We start from the raw sequence: 17,264 nt of genomic DNA, 5'->3' as shown, positions 1-17,264 counted from the left end.
CAGGGCTTCGGGGAAGCCGCCGCTCACAGGCTGCCCTCGACCTTGGTGGCAATGTCCGCAGGCAACCAGGCTTTCCACACCTCGCGGTTATCGCGCAGGAAGGTGAGGGCAGCGTCGCGGGGCGGCGTGCGCTTTTCGCTCATGTCGGCCAGTGCATTGTTCAGTCGGTCGATGGGCAGGTCGACCCGCTCGAATACGCTCACCAGCTCCGGGTAGCCCTCGCGAAAGGCCTTGGATACGCCAATCGACAACTTGGCCGGCAGCGAGCTGCTGCCCTTGGGCTTGGGGTTGCCGGCATCGGTGAGGGTGGCCCAGGCCTGGGCATCGAACGGCGGCTCTTGCAGGCGTATGAGTTTGTAACGCCCCATCAAAGGGGTCGGGTTCCAATAGTAGAACAGCACCGGCTGGCCACGGCGGATGGCCGAGCCGATTTCGGCATCCATTGCAGCCCCGGAGCCACTGCGGAAGTTGGTATAGAGATCATTCAGCCCATAGGCCTTGAGTTTCTGGCTGTTGACGGTTTCGGATGTCCAGCCGCTAGGGCTATTCAGAAAGCGCCCTTTGCCGGGTGACTCGGGGTCGCGGAACACCTGCGGGTAACGCTTGAGGTCCTCGACGCTGCGCAATTGCGGCGCCACGGGTTTCAGCTCGCGTGCGGCATCGCCCTCGATCACGTAGGCCGGCACCCACCAGCCTTCTTCGGCATTCTTGACCGTGTCGCCCAAGGCGAACACCTGGCCGGCCTGTTCTGCCTTGACCCAGGCCGGACTGCGCCCGGCCCATTCCTCGGCGATTACCTGCAGGTCGTTGCGCGCGAGCGCCACTTCCATGCTGACCGTACTGCCGGGCAGGGTGTCGGTGGGGTAGCCATACCCGCGCTCGACGATCAGGCGCAGGATTTCGGTGGTGAGTGCGCCGCTTTCCCAGCCGATGGCGCCAAAGTGGATGGGCTCGCTGCGTTCTGCCGAGGCGGCGCTGTCGGTGCTGGCCAGGCCGACGGCGAGCAGCAGGCCGGCCAGCAACGTTGGAATTCTCTTCATCGGGGCCCTCGTCGGTTGCCGTGGGGTAGCTGCGGGCAAGTGTAGACGACCCCTCCCGCGCGGTGCCGACGGCGGCAGGGAACAGGCTCCTGATGCCAGCGGGGGCGGCGGTTTGCAAAGGTGCCCAGCGCCGTTTGGCAAGCACATTTTGCGAGGTATTCCTGATGACGCTGGACTTGAATTTCGTCTATTACCGCAACTTCCGTTTTGATGGAAAGCTGCACGTTCGTTGCAGTGGCGCAGACCTGCACAAGGTCAGCCGCATTCGCTACGAACTGGAACGGGCTGGCCCCGATGGCCCGGTGTCGTTCAGAGGGATTTCGGTCTATTCCCGGGCCCACACCGGCAAACTGAGTGACCACGGTTGCCCAGCCACACTGCTCGCCGAGAAGGAAGCAGGGGTGTACACCATCCGACCAAGGGTGGTACTGCAGGACGAGCATGCGCGGGCGATGAACCGGCCTGTCGGAGGGGCCGGTGTCATCGACATGCCGCCGCTGGTACTCGACATCAAGGCCGAGGAGACCAACCGCAGCGTCCTCGACAAGGTCCCGTTGCCTTCTGCTGGCGGGCGTCGCAAGCGGGCGCTGGCGGGCGCGGAGGCAGCCGGACACGCGCTGCCCCTATTGGCACCAGGCACTTCGTACCCGACCCTGGTCATCGAGTTCAGTGCCGGGGGTTACGAGCACTTCCTTCGAGACCTGGAGCCTGCTTCCGGCTCTGCACTGTCGCGTTACTGGCCGAACCTGAAGTCGGTGATCGCGCCCAGGCCGGTCCTGGATAAACATGATCTGGACGATAACCGGCTTCATGCGTTACGCCAGTACTATTACCTCGACCAGCCTGCCAGCATGCTCAATGACACCTATCTGGCATTGCTCAAGTCGATGGCGGCGCTGGATTACGTAATATCCATGCAGATGGCGCCGGCCCCTTCGGAACCACACCCCGCCGCATTCGTGCTGGCGGGGCTGTTGGCAACCTTGCTGACAGGTACTGCAGTGGTGGCAGGCAACAGGGCTTATGAAAATGCCCAACCCACGCCCGACTTCGAGCCACGCCAGAACTACCTCGACGAACCCGGCCCCCGCTGGAAGGGCCTGAATGTGCGCAAGGCCTGGGCCAACAAGGTGACGGGCAAGGGCGCGCGGATTCACTTCAGCGACGGTGGTTTGCATGCTGGACATGAAGACCTGCGTGGCAACACGGCTTTGAGCGTCGTGTCGCTCGAGCCAAATGATGATCCGCGTCATGGCACGGCTTCAGTGGGTATCATTCTGGCAAGGCGCAACGGGGTCGGCGCTACAGGGATCAGCCATGACAGCGAGCTGTACTTGTACAACAACCGCGCGACAGACGCCCAGGGCGCTTTCCAGACGCTCACGGAGTTGCTGCGCAATGTAGAACCCGGGGACATCGTCGGCATCAATCGCCAAACTGCAAGTATCGAGGTGTTGAGCACGATGCTGCCGTCCTTGCACGACAAGGCCTGGTGGACCGTCATGCAGCAGTTGAGCCAGCGTGGTGCAGTGGTGGTCAATGCCGCGGCCAATGGCAGCAGCAAGACCCTTGCAGAACGACAAACACACGAAGGGCAGGGCGTAGACCTGACCAATTGGCGCTACTTCAATGACCATGGCGATTCAGGTGCCATCCTGGTGGGCGCCAGTCAGTCGTATGACGGCAAGCCCCACGCCTACTCCAACCACCATTACCGTTACCGCATGCTCAATGCCTGGGGCGACAGCGTAGTCACGCTTTCCTATGGGTATTTGCAGGACCTGTCTGGTGAGGACAGGGACTACACAGACCGCTACGCTGGCACCTCCAGCGCTACGCCAATGGTGTGCGGCTCACTGAGCCTGATCCAGTCCTACGCAATGGAGCAGCACCACGTCTATCTCAATGGCAACCAGATGCATCAGCTGGTCATGGCGTCCGGGTATCACGACGCCACATTACCCGGTACCGATGTGCTGCCGATGGGCGCCAGGCCCAATGTGCATGGCGCGCTGGTGCTGCTGGACCGCATCCTCGGCGGTGGCAGGTTTGCGGCCTGAGCCAGGGCCGGCAGCTGCCGGCCCTGATCCATTCACACGCGGAACTGGTCCATCAGCGCCTGTTGCTGGTTGGCCAGGCTGTTCAGCGATTGGCTGACCCGCGCCGATTCGTTGGCCTGTCCCGACAGCGATTCGGTGACGTCGCGGATGGTCGCCACGTTGCTGTTGATTTCTTCGGCCACGGCGCTCTGTTCCTCGGCGGCCGAGGCGATTTGCAGGTTCATGTCGGTAATCACCGTGACCGCCTGGCCGATGCGCTGCAGCGCAGTGACCGCCTGGCCAACCTGCTCTACACCGCCCTGAGCCTGGCGATGGCTGTTGTCCATCGCACCGACCACTTCACGGGTACCATTCTGCAACGCCTCGATCACCTGGCGGGTTTCTTCCACCGATTCCTGGGTACGCTGGGCCAGGTTGCGCACTTCGTCGGCCACCACGGCAAAACCACGCCCGGCCTCACCGGCGCGGGCTGCCTCGATGGCAGCGTTGAGTGCCAGCAGGTTGGTCTGTTCGGCGATCGAGCGGATCACCTCCAGCACCGAACCGATCTTCTCGCTGTTCTGTGCCAGGCCCTCGACTTCAGCCATCGCTTCGCTCATGTTGGCGGCCAGCGCATCGATGCTGGTGGTCGTGCGCTCGATCACCGCCAGGCCCTCGCGGGTCGCCTGGTCGGCGTCGCGGGCGGCCTGCGCGGCCTGCGCGGCGCTGCGGGCGACGTCCTGGGCGGTGGCGCTCATCTCGTGCGAGGCGGTGGCCACCTGGTCGACCTGGCGGTACTGCTGCTCCATGCCAGCGCTGGTCTGCGTGGCAATTGCCGAAGACTGGTCGGCAGTGCCACGGGCGGCCTGCACCGAGTGTTTGACCTCGGCGATGGTCGGCTGCAGCTTGTCGAGGAAGCGGTTGAACCAGCCGGCCAGCTCGCCCAGTTCGTCACGCTTCTGGTAGGTCAGGCGGCGGGTCAGGTCGCCTTCGCCGCTGGCGATGTCCTTGAGCATGGCCGCCACGCCGAGGATCGGCCGGGTCACGCCGCGGGCCATCAACCACACCATCAACAGGCCGGCAACTGCCGCGGCCAGGCCCAGGCCCAGCTCCAGCAGGGTGCCGCTGGTGTTCAGCGCGTCCAGTTCCTGTTTCAGCGCCTCGGCCGGCCCGGTCAGGGCATCTTCCGGCACGTCCAGCAGTACGCCCCACGGCTGGGCATCCGGGATCGGGCGGAACGCTGCCAGCACTTTCAGGCGTTGCTGGTCGTGCAGGGTGGTCAACTTGCCATCGGCCAGCGTGCGTACCAGTTCGGCGCCCTTGGCCTTGTCGACCTGGTCGAAGCGCTGGGCCAGTTTGCTGGCGTCGGCGCTGTAGCCGGCCAGCAGGCCGACCGGGCTGAGGATGCCGACCGTGGTCCGGCCTTCGTACAGGCTGCGGCTGGCTTCCTGGCTCAGGGCCTGCAGGCTGTTGAGGTTGATATCCACGGACAGGGTGGCGATCACCTTGCCGTCGACCACCAGCGGGAAGACGATGCTGGTCATCAGCACCTGCTGGCCATCGATGTCATAGAAGTACGGTTCCACCACACAGACCTTGCCGGACGTACGCGGGCAGACCCACCAGGTGTTGGCCGGCTGGCCGCTGGGGCCGATCTCGGTGTTGGCCATGTCGGTTTCGGGCAGGGCCATGGACGTCAGCTGGCCAACCCGCGGCTGCGACCAATACAGGGCGAAACGCCCGGTGGCGTTGCTACCCAGTTCCGCCTTGCCGGCGAACAGGCTGTCCTTGTTGTCCAGCGCGTTGGGTTCGAATACCAGCGACAAACCGAGCAGGTCCGGGTTGGCCTGCAAGGCGGCGCGCACCTGGCGGGTCATGTCCTCACGCAGGTCGAAGGCATCGAGAAAGCGCTTTTCGGCCTGTTCACGCAAGAACAGCACCTGGCGGGCGAAGCCGGCACCGTACTGGTAGGCGTCCATGAACTGGCGGCGGATGTTCAACGCCTGCACTTCACCTTGCGATTCGATGCGCGACTGCGCCGACTCGGTCAGCATCTGCATGCTGCTGGCCTTGACCAGGTCCGAGCTGTGGTCCATGCGGTACAGCGACAGGCCGACGAGCAGGGTGACGATGCCGGCCAGGCAGAGACCGGCGAGCAGGGTAATTTTCCACTGGATGGAAAGTTGTCGCAAAGGCATGGGGGTGGGTCCCTTGTAATAGGAGTGTGGCTGACGTCTGTATCGGCCGGCGCAGGTTTTTCTTTATTCAAACGTTCAATTTAACCTTCAGGCCCGCTCCTGCGGGACCGCGCCAGGCATTGGTAATCCGCCGCAGCATGGCGCTTTTGACTTCTGCCGCCCACTGCTTCAGAGTGCCCGCTTTTTTTCTGTCGCAACGAGGTAAGCCAACCATGAATGCAGTGATCGCCGCGGTCGGCATCATGCTGATACTCAGCCTGTCCCGCGTGCACGTGGTCATCGCCCTGATCATTGGCGCCCTGGCCGGTGGGCTGGTGGGTGGCCTGGGCATCGAGGGTACGCTCAAGGCCTTCAACGGCGGCCTGGGCGGTGGTGCCACGGTGGCCCTGTCCTACGCACTGCTGGGCGCCTTTGCCGTGGCCATCGCCAAGTCCGGCCTGGCTCATGCCCTGGCCGACCGCGCCCTGGGCATGATCGAGCGTCAGGGCCATGCCAATGGCGGCAAGGTGAAATGGTTGCTGGTCGGCCTGATGCTGCTGGTGGCGGTGTCGTCGCAGAACATCCTGCCCATCCACATCGCCTTCATTCCGCTACTGGTGCCACCGCTGCTCTATGTGCTGACCCGCCTGCGCATCGACCGTCGGTTGATTGCCTGTGTCATCACCTTCGGCCTGATCACACCGTACATGTTCCTGCCAGTGGGTTTTGGCAACATCTTTCTCAATGAAATCCTGCTGGCCAATGTCGCCCGCGCAGGTGTCGATGTGAGCGGCGTGAATGTCACCCACGCCATGGCCATCCCGGCCGCCGGCATGCTCGCCGGGCTGTTGCTGGCGGTGTTCGTCAGCTACCGCAAGAAGCGTGACTACGACCTGGCACGCATCGAGCAGGTAGAGCAGGTGAGCGTACAATACAACCCGTTGACTTTGCTGGTGGCCGGGCTGGCCATTGCTGCGGCGTTCATTGTCCAGTTGTGGCTGGACTCGATGATCATCGGCGCCATGGTCGGCTTCCTGATCTTCTCGCTGTCGGGCATCGTGCGCTGGAAAGACACTGACGACCTGTTCACCGAAGGCATGAAGATGATGGCCATGATCGGCTTCATCATGATTGCCGCCTCGGGCTTTGCCGACGTGATGAAAGCCACTGGCGAAGTGAAGAGCCTGGTGGAAGCGTCGGCGCAGTGGATCAACCACAGCAAGGCTGTCGGCGCGGTGCTGATGTTGCTGGTGGGTTTGCTGGTGACCATGGGTATCGGCTCATCCTTCTCCACCGTACCGATCCTGGCGGCGATCTTCGTGCCGTTGTGCGTGCAACTGGGCTTCGACCCGCTGGCCACGGTGTGCATCGTGGGTACCGCCGGCGCCCTGGGCGACGCGGGTTCGCCTGCCTCGGACTCGACCCTGGGGCCGACCTCGGGGCTGAACGTGGATGGTCAGCATCACCACATCTGGGATACCGTGGTACCCACTTTCATCCATTACAACCTGCCGCTGCTGGCGTTCGGCTGGCTGGCGGCCATGACCCTGTAGAGCAGGGCGGGCGTCAGCCCTTGTCGGGCGGTGGCGAGATGCGGTTGAGCACGGTGCTGCCATCCTTGCTGCGGGTCAGGTAGACCGGCAGCACCTTGGGCAGGTTGTTGACCAGGCGCCCCACCTCGCGGGTGTTGTAGATGCCGCTGATGCGAATGCGGCCGGTGCTGGCATCCGCCAGCAACAGCGGCGCATCGAGGTAGCGGTTGATCATCGGCAGCGCCTGTTCCAGGCTCAGGTTGTCGAGCACCAGCTTGCCGTCACGCCAGGCCAGGCTGTTGCCGTAATCGTCGCGCTGTGCCAGCTGCGGCTCGAAGTCGCCCTGGCGATAGCTGGCCTGCATCCCCGGGCCGAGGCGGTAGCCGCCCTCGCTGCCGTCGCTGGACACCAGTACCGAACCCTCCACCAGCGTGACCTTGACCTGGTCCTGGTACTTCCACACGTTGAACTGAGTGCCGGTGACACGTGTCTGGCCACGGCCGGCATGCACGATGAAGGGGTGGTTGCTGTCGTGGCGCACCTTGAAGAACGCCTCGCCACGCTTGAGCGTGACCTGGCGCTGGTCCTTGTAGTTCAGGTAGGTGAGTTCGGTGTTGAGGTTGAGCTGCACCGTGCTGCCATCGCTCAGTTCCACGGTCTGCATGCGCTCGCCGGATGCGAAGTGCTGGTAGTGGTTGGGCAGCCAGCCCTGTTCCCAGCCCACCCAGCCAGCCAGCGGCAGCACCGCCAGGGCGATGGCGGCAGCAGAGGCCAATGGCCGCCAGCCGCGCGGGCGTGCCTGCTGCCGAACAGGCGGATTGAAGTCGATCACGGTGGCGTTGCGTGGCAGCAGGTCGGCGGTTTGCCAGATCTCCAGCATTGCCTGGTATTCCTCGGCATGCCGCGGATCGGCCGCCAGCCAGCGGCTGAATGCCTCGCGCTCGGCCACCGTGCAATCCTCGGCGTGCAGGCGCATGCACCAGTGCGCGGCGGCGTCAGCGATGGCATCGTCTGGGCTGGGGTTGAGGCGGTCGTGGTTCATTGCGGCTCCGGGTTTTGCGCATTCTACCCTTGGTGAAGGGCTCCGGAGAACCGAGGTAATGGCGAGTGACTCTCAGTTGTGCCGGTTTTTCGTCGGATTGGCAATGGTTTTCCAGCGTTTGAGAACCCTTCGCGGCAGCAACCTGCTGGCATGCAGCCATCGCCGGCAAGCCGGGCTCCCACCGGCGCCTGCGCGATTCCTGTGGGAGCCCGGCTTGCCGGCGGTGAGGCCGGGCAGGGCGTTCAGAATTGTTCGGCGCTCATCCCATAAAGGCTGCCACTTCCTGCGCGAATGCTTGCCTCCAGGCCCAAACCACGCGGCAAGACCCGCTGGAAGTAGAACTCCGCACACGCCAGCTTGGCCTCATGAAAAGCGCCATCCTCGTCACGCTTGGCCAACGCCGTTGCGGCCATCCGTGCCCACATGTAGGCATACGCGGTCAGCCCGAACAGCTGCAGGTATTCCACCGCTACGGCGCTGACCAGGTTGGGCTCCTGGCCAGCCCGCGACCGCAGCCAGGCGCTGGTCGCCTCCAACCGCGCCAGGCTCGCTTGCAGGGCTTCACGATGCAACGGTGCGTCCAGGCTGAAGGCGCGTACCTCGGCGGCAAAGCTGGCCAGTGCCTGGCCACCGTCGGCCAGCACCTTGCGCCCGAGCAGGTCGAGGGCCTGAATGCCGTTGGTACCTTCATAGATCTGCGCAATGCGCACGTCACGCACGCGCTGCTCCTGGCCCCATTCACGGATATAGCCATGGCCACCATACACCTGTTGGCCGAGCACGCAGCTTTCCAGGCCGTTGTCGGTGAAGAACGCCTTGGCCACTGGCGTCAGCAGCGCCACCAGGCGCTGGGCGTGCTCGCGTTCGCCGGCGTCTTCGGCGTAGCGCGCCAGGTCCAGCTGTTGGCCAACGTAGGCGGCGAACGCCCGGCCACCCTCGGTGAGGGTGCGCATGGTCAGCAGCATGCGCCGCACATCGCCGTGGTGGATGATCGGGTCGGCCGCCTTGTCCTTGGCCTGCGGGCCACTGGCAGCACGGCTTTGCAGGCGCTCATTGGCATAGCGGGCGGCGCTCTGGTAGGACGCTTCGGCACAACCGATACCCTGGATGCCGATGGACAGGCGTTCGTAGTTCATCATGGTGAACATCGCGGCTAGGCCCTTGTTCGGCTCACCCACCAGGTAGCCGACCGCACCGTCGAAATTCATCACGCAGGTGGCCGAGGCCTTGATGCCCATCTTGTGTTCGATCGAGCCGCAATGGGCAGGGTTGCGCCTACCCAGGCTGCCATCGGCCTCGACCAGGTACTTGGGCACCAGGAACAGCGAGATGCCTTTGGCACCGGCCGGCGCATCCGGCAGCTTGGCCAGCACCAGGTGGATGATGTTCTCGGTCAGGTCCTGCTCGCCGCCGGTGATGAAAATCTTGCTGCCGCTGATGCGATAGCTGCCGTCGGCCTGGGGCTCGGCGCGGCTGCGGATCAGCCCCAGGTCGGTACCGGCATGCGGCTCGGTAAGGCACATGGTGCCGGCCCAGCGGCCTTCGTAGAGAGGCGGCAGGTAGGTGGCCTTGAGCGCTTCGCTGGCATGGGCATCGATCGCCAGGCAGCTGCCGGCGCTCAACGCCGAATACAGGCTGAAGCTGCAGTCGGCGGCATAGAGCATTTCCTCGAACAGCACGCCGAGCATTTTCGGCATGCCCATGCCGCCATGCTCGGGGTTGCCACCCAGGCCGACCCAACCGCCTTCGCGGTAGATGTGCCAGGCCTCACGGAAGCCATAGGGGGTGGTGACGGTACCGGCCTCGAAGTGCACGCCCTGCTCGTCACCGTTGCGGCTGAGCGGGGCGATCAGCTGGCTGGTGACCTTGGCCGCTTCCTCGAGGATAGCATCGGCGGTCTCGGCGTCGATGCGCTCGGCCAGGGCGGGCAGGCGAGCCCACAGGGCGGGGGCGTTGAACACATCGTGCAGGACGAAGCGCATGTCGCGAAGGGGGGCGGTGTAGGTGGTCATCGCGGGACTCTTGAAAAGTTGGAAATCTGGGCTGGCCTCTTCGCGGGGTTGCTCGCGAAGAGGCCGCTACGGTTTCAGAGGGCCTTGGCCCGGTCGCGCAGCACGTACTTCTGGATCTTGCCGGTGGAGGTTTTCGGCAGTTCGCCGAACACCACGGTCTTCGGTACCTTGAACCCCGCCAGGTGCTCGCGGCACCAGCCGGTGATGTCGGCTTCGCGGGTGTCTTCGCGGCCCGGCTTGAGGGCGACGAAGGCGCACGGGGTTTCCCCCCATTTTTCATCCGGGCGTGCCACTACCGCGGCTTCCAGCACTGCCGGGTGCTTGTACAGGGCGTCTTCGACCTCGATGGTGGAGATGTTCTCGCCGCCGGAGATGATGATGTCCTTGAGCCGGTCCTTGATCTCGACATAGCCGTCGGCATGCCACACCGCCAGGTCGCCGGTGTGGAACCAGCCGCCACGGAAAGCTTCGGCGGTCGCTTCAGGGTTCTTCAGGTAGCCCTTCATCACGGTATTGCCGCGCATGAAGATCTCGCCCAGGGTGTTGCCGTCGCGCGGTACCGGCTCGAGGGTCTGCGGGTCGGCGACCATCAAGCCGTCGAGGGTCGGGTAACGCACGCCCTGGCGTGACTTGATCCGTGCGCGTTCCTCGAGCGAAAGGTGGTCCCATTCGTCATGCCAGGCGCACACGGTCACCGGGCCGTAGACTTCGGTCAGGCCGTAGGTGTGGGTCACCTGTATGCCCATTTCCTCCACCGCGCCGATGACCTTCGCGGGTGGTGCGGCGCCGGCAACCATGGCTTGCACCGGGTGATCGATGGCCGCCTTGGCCGCCTCAGGCATGTTGACCAGGGCGTTGAGCACGATCGGCGCGCCACACAGGTGGCTGACCTGGTGTTCGCGGATCAGGTTGAGGATTTTCTGCGGGTCGACCCGGCGCAGGAAAACGTGGGTGCCGGCCAGGGCGGTGATGGTCCACGGGTAGCACCAGCCGTTGCAGTGGAACATTGGCAGGGTCCACAGGTACACCGGGCGATGGCCCATGGCCCAGGTCATCTGGTTGCCCAGGGCATTCAGGTAGGCGCCACGGTGGTGATAGACCACGCCCTTGGGGTTGCCGGTGGTGCCGGAGGTGTAGTTGAGGGAGATCGCCTGCCACTCGTCATCGGGCCATTCCCAGGCAAATTCCGGGTCGCCTTCGGCGAGGAATGCCTCGTAGTCCAGCTCGCTGAGCGCGCGGCCTTCGCCGTACTCCGGGTCATCCACATCCACCACCAGGGGCGGGTGTTCGAGCAAGGCCAGGGCAGCCTCGATGACGGCGTGGAACTCGCGGTCGGTAATCAATACCTTGGCCTCGCCATGCTGCAGCATGAAGGCGATGGCCTCGGCGTCCAGGCGAACGTTCAGCGTGTTGAGCACGGCGCCGGTCATGGGCACGCCAAAGTGCGCTTCGAGCATGGCCGGAATGTTCGGCAACATCACCGCCACGGTATCGCCGCGGCCGATACCGCGGCCGACCAGGGCGCTGGCCAGGCGGCGGCAGCGCTGGTAGGTTTCCTGCCAGTTGCGGCGGATGGCGCCGTGGATCACCGCAGGATAGTTGCCGTAAACGGCAGCGGTACGTTCGATGAAGCTCAGCGGGGTGAGGGCGACATGGTTGACGGCAGCGGGCATCAGGCCCTGGGCATAGATCGACATGCGGTAATCCTGTAGGGAGGGCAGGCGCAGCCAGTGCACTTGGCCCCCGGTGGCTGATTGTTAGCTCTGATCAGGGTGCAGGGTGACGGACGGTGGGCCGCTACCCTTGTCGCAGTTTTACGCGAGTCGCTATGGTATTAGGAATATCGACTATAGCAATATAGTAAAACTACTATAACAACGAGCCGCTTACTTTGGACCAGACCGCCTACCCCTTGCTTGCCAAGGATCCCCAGCCCAGCCTGATGCTGGCCGGCGATGCCACGCCGCTGGCACTCAATCCGGCATTGCAGGCGTGGCTCGACGAGGGCCCCGCACTGGCCAGCTGGCTGCCGGCCAACTGTGCCGCCCTGGTGCGCGCCTGCCTGCGTCAGCACCGGGCGATTGCCGACGTCGAGGTACAGGTCGGCGAGCGTGTCGTACTGTGGAACTTCATTCCTGACGACCAGGGCCAGCAGGTGCTGGCGCGTTGCCGCGATGCCAGTGACGAGCGCCACGGTGCGCGCGAGGCCAGCCGCGCCCGGCGCCTGTACCGGTTGATCATCGAGAACACCACCGACCTGATCTCCCGGCACAGCCCTGATGGCCGTTTTCTCGATGCCTCGCCGGCGGCCTTCCGCCTGCTCGGCCTGTGGCCCGAGCAATTGCGTGGCATGCCGGTGCATACCTTGCTGCACCCGCGCGAACGCCGCCAGGTGTTGCGCCAGGCCGCAGCAGCCCTGGACCAGGATGGCTACCACACCATGACCTGTCGGGTGCGCCAGGCCGCAGGTGGCTACCGCTGGTTCGAGATCGCCAGCCGCGCCATCCGCGAAACCTATACCGGCGCGGTGGTGGAGGTGGTCAGCGTGTCCCGCGACATTACCTTGCGTATCGAGGCCCAGGAGAGCCTGGCGCACAGTGCCCGCTTGGCCACCCTGGGCGAGCTGGCGTCGGGTATCGCCCACGAGATCAACCAGCCATTGGCTGCGGTGGTCAACTATGCCAATGCCAGCCAGCGCTACCTGCAGGCTGTGGCACATGACCCGCATGCGCGCGAGCGGGTCGGGCAGGGCCTGCAGCGCATCACCGAGCAGGCCACCCATGCCGCCGAAGTGATCCGCCGCCTGCGTGCCTTCCTGCGTAAAGGGCCACGGCGCCTGCAGGCGCTGGACGTGGCCGAGGTGGCCGGTGAAGCCATGCGCCTGTGTGCCTGGGAAGCGGCGCGTGACCAGGTGCTGGTCGAACTGCGCATGAGCGCGCAGCTGCCCTCGGTGTACGCCGACCGGGTACTGCTGGAGCAAGTGCTGCTGAACCTGCTGCGCAATGCCATCGATGCCAACCGCGAGCAGCATGGCGAGCGGCCGTCGCGTATCCTGCTGAGCGCCGCGCGCGATGGCGACGGCGTGCTGGTGGAAGTGGCCGACCAGGGGCCGGGCGTGGCCCCCGAGCGGCTGGATGAGATCTTCACGCCTTTCACCACCAGCAAGGCCGACGGCCTGGGCCTGGGCTTGAGCATGAGCCGCAGCCTGATCGAAGGCTTTGGCGGCAGCCTGTGGGCGCGGGCCGGTGACAGGGGTGGTCTGGTGCTGTGTTGCCATCTGGCGGTCAGCAGGGAATAAGGGGAGGCGCAGTGCAAGCGAAAGTGTATGTGGTCGATGATGACCAGGGCATGCGGGATTCGACGGTGTGGCTGCTGCAGTCGGTAGGTTTGCAGGCGCTGCCGTTCGCCAGCGGGCAAGCGTTTCTCGACGCCTGCGTTGATGATGGGCCGGCCTGTGTGCTGCTGGATGTGCGCATGCCGGGGCTGGGTGGGTTGGCGGTGCAGCAGGCGATGCGTGAGCGCGGCCTGGCGCTGCCGGTGATCTTCGTCAGTGGCCATGCCGATGTGCCGATCGTGGTGCGGGCGTTCAAGGCCGGCGCCTGCGATTTCATCGAAAAACCATACAACGACCAGTTGCTGCTCGACAGCGTGCAGGCTGCGCTGGAACACGCTGGGCGGGCGCGCCAGGATAATCAGGCGCTGGCTCAGGTGCAGGCGCGCGTCGATGCCCTGACGCCGCGCGAGCGCGACGTGTTCGTGCCGTTGGCCCAAGGCTTGAGCAACCGTGAAATTGCCGAACGGCTGGGAGTCAGCGTGAAGACCGTGGACTTGTACCGTGGTCGGGTGATGAAGCGTTTGCAAGCGGATAGCCTGGCTGAACTGGTGGGCATGGCCATTGCCTGCGGGGCCGTGCAGGCACTGGGCCTGCGAGCCCTCTAGCCGCCCTTGTGCGGGCCCATGAACTTTGCAGGAGCGGCCGGCGCGGCAGGCAAAATCATGAAATATCTGATAGCTACCTAATCAAAGCTTTGACATTTACTGCCTAGGCAGTAATATTTTTACACACTTACCGAGCAGTCCCTGATGGCCCATTTCACTCCAGACAACTTCCAGACCTGCGCCATCGGCATGCTGCTTGGCCGGGCGGCAATCCTGAAGGATCGCATTCTCGACTGGCACCTCGAGTCCGAGGGCGTTACCGCCGCGCAGTTCAAGGTGTTGATCATCGTCACCCAGTACCAGGTGGATACCCCGGCCGAATTGTGCCGCTACCTGGGCCTGGACAGTGGTTCGATGACGCGCATGCTCGACCGCCTCGAGCAGAAGGAGCTGATCGTGCGCAACCGCTGCGCCGACGACCGTCGCCAGGTGCGCCTGGCCTTGACTGCCGACGGCCAGCGCCTGGCCGACCGGCTGCCGGAAATCGGCGCCGCCGCCATGAACGAGTTGTGCGGCGCGCTGGACCGCGAAGAGCTGAAAGCCTTGGAAGGCCTGTTGGCCAAGGTGCTGCTCGCTGCCGGCGACCCGCTGACGATGCGCCGCTTCGGTGATCGTTGAACCCTGTCACGAATTATCCAAGGTACTGTCATGGCCACTACCGCAGACACCCCGTCTCCCACCGCAGCACCGGAGCCATCGCGCAAGCGCAAGGTCTGGCTGCTTGGCCTGTTGTTGCTGGTGGTCCTGGCCGCCGCTGGCGCCTGGGCCTGGTACAGCCTGGTCGGGCGTTGGCATGAAAGCACCGACGATGCCTACGTCAACGGCAACGTGGTGGAAATCACCCCATTGGTCAGCGGTACGGTCACCAGCATCGGAGCCGATGATGGCGACCTGGTGCATGCCGGCCAGGTGCTGCTGCAGTTCGACCCGGCCGACAGCGAAGTGGCCTTGCAGGCTGCCGAAGCCAGGCTGGCGCGCAGCGTGCGCCAGGTGCGCGGCCTGTACAGCAACGTCGACTCGCTCAAGGCCCAGCTGGAAACCCGCCAGGCCGAACTGCGCAAGGCCCAGCAGGACTTCAACCGGCGCAAGGTGCTGGCCGACAGCGGCGCCATTGCCGCAGAAGAGCTGTCCCATGCCCGCGATGACTTGAGCGTGGCCCAGGCCGCCGTCAACAGCGCGCGCCAGCAGCTCAGCACCAGCAGCGCGCTGGTCGATGACACCGTGGTGTCCTCGCACCCCGAGGTGATGGCTGCCGCCGCCGATCTGCGCCAGGCCTACCTTGACCATGCCCGTACGACCCTGGTGGCGCCGGTGACCGGCTACGTTGCCAAGCGTACCGTGCAACTTGGCCAGCGCCTGCAGCCTGGCACCGCGACCATGGCGGTAATTCCGCTGGATCAGGTGTGGATCGATGCCAACTTCAAGGAAACCCAACTGCGCGACATGCGCATTGGCCAGCCGGTGCAGATCAGCGCCGATCTGTATGGCAGCGAGGTCAAGTACAGCGGCACGGTCGACAGCCTTGGCGCTGGCACCGGCAGCGCCTTCGCCTTGTTGCCGGCGCAGAATGCCACCGGTAACTGGATCAAGATCGTCCAGCGGGTTCCAGTACGGATCCACCTCAGCCCCGACCAGCTCAAGGAACACCCGCTGCGTATCGGCCTGTCCACCGTGGTCGAGGTCGACCTGCATGACCAGAGCGGCCCGGCACTGGCCCAGCAGCCACCCCAGCAGGCCAGCTATACCACCCAGGTCTATGATCGCCAGCTGGTCGAAGCCGACAACCTGATCGCCCGGCTGATCCACGAAAACAGTGCAACCGGCAAGACGGCGCAGCGATGAGCAATACTGCTGCGGCCCAGTTCACCCCACCGAGCCTGCTGCTGACCACCATCGGCCTGTCGCTGGCAACGTTCATGCAGGTGCTCGACACCACCATTGCCAACGTGGCCCTGCCGACCATTTCCGGCAACCTTGGGGTGAGCTACGAGCAGGGCACCTGGGTCATCACCTCGTTCGCAGTGAGCAATGCCATTGCCTTGCCGCTCACCGGCTGGCTCAGCCGGCGGTTTGGCGAAGTGAAGCTGTTCATCTGGGCCACGCTGCTGTTCGTGCTGGCCTCGTTCTTGTGCGGAATCGCCCAATCGATGCCGGAGCTGGTCGGCTTTCGCGTGTTGCAGGGGGTGGTGGCCGGGCCCCTGTACCCGATGACCCAGACGTTGCTGATTGCGGTGTACCCACCGGCCAAGCGCGGGATGGCCCTGGCGTTGCTGGCGATGGTGACCGTGGTGGCGCCGATTGCCGGGCCGATCCTCGGCGGCTGGATCACCGACAGCTACAGCTGGCCGTGGATTTTCTTCATCAATGTGCCCATCGGCCTGTTCGCCGCCGCCGTGGTGCGTCAGCAGATGCGCAGCCGTCCGGTGGTCACCAGCCGCCAGCCGATGGACTATATCGGCCTGCTGACGCTGATCATTGGCGTCGGTGCCTTGCAGGTAGTGCTCGACAAAGGCAACGACCTGGACTGGTTCGAATCGTCGTTCATCGTCAGCGGCAGCCTGATTTCGCTGGTGTTCCTGACGGTGTTCGTGATCTGGGAGCTGACGGACCGCCACCCGGTGGTAAACCTGCGCCTGTTCGTGCACCGCAACTTCCGGGTTGGCACCATCGTGCTGGTCGGCGGCTATGCGGGGTTCTTCGGCATCAACCTGATCCTGCCGCAGTGGTTGCAGACGCAGATGGGCTATACCGCCACCTGGGCGGGCCTGGCGGTGGCGCCGATCGGCCTGCTACCGGTGATCATGTCGCCGTTCGTGGGCAAGTACGCGCACCGTTTCGACCTGCGTGTGCTGGCGGGGCTGGCATTTCTGGCGATCGGCGCCAGCTGCTACATGCGCGCTGGCTTCACCAATGAGGTGGACTTCCAGCACGTGGCGTTGGTGCAACTGTTCATGGGCATCGGCGTGGCATTGTTCTTCATGCCGACCTTGAGCATCCTGCTATCCGACCTGCCGCCGCAGCAGATTGCCGATGGCTCCGGGCTGGCGACCTTCCTGCGTACCCTGGGCGGGAGTTTTGCGGCGTCGTTGACGACCTGGATCTGGATTCGTCGGGCGGACCAGCACCATGCCTACCTGAGCGAACACATCAGCCAGTTCGACCCGGCAACGCGGCATACCCTCGAGCAGTTGGGCGGGGCGAGCGTGCAAAGCTATGCGCAGCTGGAGCAGATGCTTAACGGGCAGGCGTACATGATGTCGACGGTGGATTACTTCACCCTGCTGACCTGGGTGTTTGCCGGGTTGATTCTGCTGGTGTGGTTCGCCAAGCCGCCCTTTACCGCCAAGGCGGGGCCAGCGTCGGCGGGGCATTGAGGCGACGGGGGTGATTGGCTTGGGAGGTTGGCCGAGGCGGATATCGAGCGCCAGCCAACGCCCCAAGTCAGGCACCTGCCCGACCCTCCAGCTTCTATTCCCATACCGT

The 17,264-nt window shown here is 64.6% G+C and carries 12 protein-coding genes and 1 pseudogene; 7 read left to right on the top strand and 6 right to left on the bottom strand.

The window, feature by feature from the left end; genetic code table 11:
- Nucleotides 1-23 precede the first annotated feature (23 nt).
- Nucleotides 24-1,040 carry an ABC transporter substrate-binding protein gene (locus HU760_RS14300; RefSeq protein WP_186676555.1) on the bottom strand — a complete coding sequence of 339 codons (1,017 nt, stop codon included), beginning with the start codon at nucleotides 1,038-1,040 and terminating at the stop codon, nucleotides 24-26.
- Nucleotides 1,041-1,204: 164 nt separating this feature from the next.
- Between HU760_RS14300 and HU760_RS14295 the strand changes: the two genes are divergently transcribed.
- On the top strand, nucleotides 1,205-3,100 hold the full coding sequence (locus HU760_RS14295; RefSeq protein ID WP_186676558.1) for a S8 family serine peptidase: 1,896 nt from the start codon (nucleotides 1,205-1,207) through the stop codon (nucleotides 3,098-3,100).
- A gap of 32 nt (nucleotides 3,101-3,132) precedes the next feature.
- Here the strand turns inward: HU760_RS14295 and HU760_RS24730 are convergent, their stop codons facing one another.
- Together HU760_RS24730 and HU760_RS24725 are read right to left on the bottom strand one after the other, a co-directional pair.
- Nucleotides 3,133-3,888 carry a methyl-accepting chemotaxis protein gene (locus tag HU760_RS24730; RefSeq protein WP_414707184.1) on the bottom strand — a complete coding sequence of 252 codons (756 nt, stop codon included), beginning with the start codon at nucleotides 3,886-3,888 and terminating at the stop codon, nucleotides 3,133-3,135.
- A 102-nt stretch (nucleotides 3,889-3,990) separates the two neighbouring features.
- A pseudogene (locus HU760_RS24725) lies at nucleotides 3,991-4,956 on the bottom strand (methyl-accepting chemotaxis protein); the annotation flags it as partial.
- Nucleotides 4,957-5,489: 533 nt separating this feature from the next.
- Between HU760_RS24725 and HU760_RS14285 the strand changes: the two are divergent.
- Nucleotides 5,490-6,809 (top strand): Na+/H+ antiporter family protein, encoded by a 1,320-nt coding sequence (locus tag HU760_RS14285; RefSeq protein ID WP_186676565.1) that lies wholly within the window; start codon nucleotides 5,490-5,492, stop codon nucleotides 6,807-6,809.
- A gap of 13 nt (nucleotides 6,810-6,822) precedes the next feature.
- Here HU760_RS14285 and HU760_RS14280 read toward each other — a convergent pair whose 3' ends face one another.
- The 3 genes from HU760_RS14280 to HU760_RS14270 form a co-directional block, all read right to left on the bottom strand.
- The gene (locus tag HU760_RS14280; RefSeq protein WP_186676569.1) at nucleotides 6,823-7,830 is read right to left on the bottom strand and encodes a FecR family protein; all 1,008 of its coding nucleotides are present in this window, start codon (nucleotides 7,828-7,830) and stop codon (nucleotides 6,823-6,825) included.
- A 242-nt stretch (nucleotides 7,831-8,072) separates the two neighbouring features.
- Entirely contained in the window at nucleotides 8,073-9,842 is a 1,770-nt protein-coding gene (locus HU760_RS14275; protein WP_186676570.1) for an acyl-CoA dehydrogenase C-terminal domain-containing protein, read from the bottom strand.
- Between the two features lie 74 nt (nucleotides 9,843-9,916).
- Nucleotides 9,917-11,539 (bottom strand): acyl-CoA synthetase, encoded by a 1,623-nt coding sequence (locus HU760_RS14270; RefSeq protein WP_186676571.1) that lies wholly within the window; start codon nucleotides 11,537-11,539, stop codon nucleotides 9,917-9,919.
- 194 nt (nucleotides 11,540-11,733) lie between these two features.
- On the opposite strand from HU760_RS14270, the gene HU760_RS14265 reads away from it, so the two are divergent.
- From HU760_RS14265 to HU760_RS14245, 5 genes are all read left to right on the top strand, one after another.
- Complete coding sequence (locus HU760_RS14265; RefSeq protein WP_186676572.1) at nucleotides 11,734-13,140, top strand: sensor histidine kinase; 1,407 nt, start codon at nucleotides 11,734-11,736, stop codon at nucleotides 13,138-13,140.
- Between the two features lie 11 nt (nucleotides 13,141-13,151).
- Complete coding sequence (locus HU760_RS14260; protein ID WP_186676573.1) at nucleotides 13,152-13,781, top strand: response regulator transcription factor; 630 nt, start codon at nucleotides 13,152-13,154, stop codon at nucleotides 13,779-13,781.
- 144 nt (nucleotides 13,782-13,925) lie between these two features.
- Nucleotides 13,926-14,399 (top strand): MarR family winged helix-turn-helix transcriptional regulator, encoded by a 474-nt coding sequence (locus HU760_RS14255; RefSeq protein WP_186676574.1) that lies wholly within the window; start codon nucleotides 13,926-13,928, stop codon nucleotides 14,397-14,399.
- A gap of 30 nt (nucleotides 14,400-14,429) precedes the next feature.
- Nucleotides 14,430-15,623, top strand: a complete 1,194-nt coding sequence (locus HU760_RS14250; protein ID WP_186676575.1) for an HlyD family secretion protein — start codon at nucleotides 14,430-14,432, stop codon at nucleotides 15,621-15,623.
- Nucleotides 15,620-17,155: a DHA2 family efflux MFS transporter permease subunit gene (locus tag HU760_RS14245; protein WP_186676589.1), complete on the top strand. Its 1,536-nt coding sequence runs from the start codon at nucleotides 15,620-15,622 to the stop codon at nucleotides 17,153-17,155. The genes HU760_RS14250 and HU760_RS14245 overlap by 4 nt, the downstream gene beginning before the upstream one ends.
- The last annotated feature ends 109 nt before the right edge of the window (nucleotides 17,156-17,264 follow it).

It is taken from the genome of Pseudomonas oryzicola (assembly GCF_014269185.2).
Taxonomy (GTDB): domain Bacteria; phylum Pseudomonadota; class Gammaproteobacteria; order Pseudomonadales; family Pseudomonadaceae; genus Aquipseudomonas; species Aquipseudomonas oryzicola.
Note: the sequence above shows the minus strand (reverse complement) of the source record. Positions and strands in the feature narration are given on the sequence as shown.

What these genes read in the sequence shown, in the direction of transcription:
- HU760_RS14300 (WP_186676555.1), bottom strand. Translation starts at nt 1,040, where the DNA reads ATGAAGAGAATTCCAACGTTGCTGGCCGGCCTGCTGCTCGCCGTCGGC.
- HU760_RS14295 (WP_186676558.1), top strand. Translation starts at nt 1,205, where the DNA reads ATGACGCTGGACTTGAATTTCGTCTATTACCGCAACTTCCGTTTTGAT.
- HU760_RS24730 (WP_414707184.1), bottom strand. Translation starts at nt 3,888, where the DNA reads ATGGAGCAGCAGTACCGCCAGGTCGACCAGGTGGCCACCGCCTCGCAC.
- HU760_RS14285 (WP_186676565.1), top strand. Translation starts at nt 5,490, where the DNA reads ATGAATGCAGTGATCGCCGCGGTCGGCATCATGCTGATACTCAGCCTG.
- HU760_RS14280 (WP_186676569.1), bottom strand. Translation starts at nt 7,830, where the DNA reads ATGAACCACGACCGCCTCAACCCCAGCCCAGACGATGCCATCGCTGAC.
- HU760_RS14275 (WP_186676570.1), bottom strand. Translation starts at nt 9,842, where the DNA reads ATGACCACCTACACCGCCCCCCTTCGCGACATGCGCTTCGTCCTGCAC.
- HU760_RS14270 (WP_186676571.1), bottom strand. Translation starts at nt 11,539, where the DNA reads ATGTCGATCTATGCCCAGGGCCTGATGCCCGCTGCCGTCAACCATGTC.
- HU760_RS14255 (WP_186676574.1), top strand. Translation starts at nt 13,926, where the DNA reads ATGGCCCATTTCACTCCAGACAACTTCCAGACCTGCGCCATCGGCATG.
- HU760_RS14250 (WP_186676575.1), top strand. Translation starts at nt 14,430, where the DNA reads ATGGCCACTACCGCAGACACCCCGTCTCCCACCGCAGCACCGGAGCCA.
- HU760_RS14245 (WP_186676589.1), top strand. Translation starts at nt 15,620, where the DNA reads ATGAGCAATACTGCTGCGGCCCAGTTCACCCCACCGAGCCTGCTGCTG.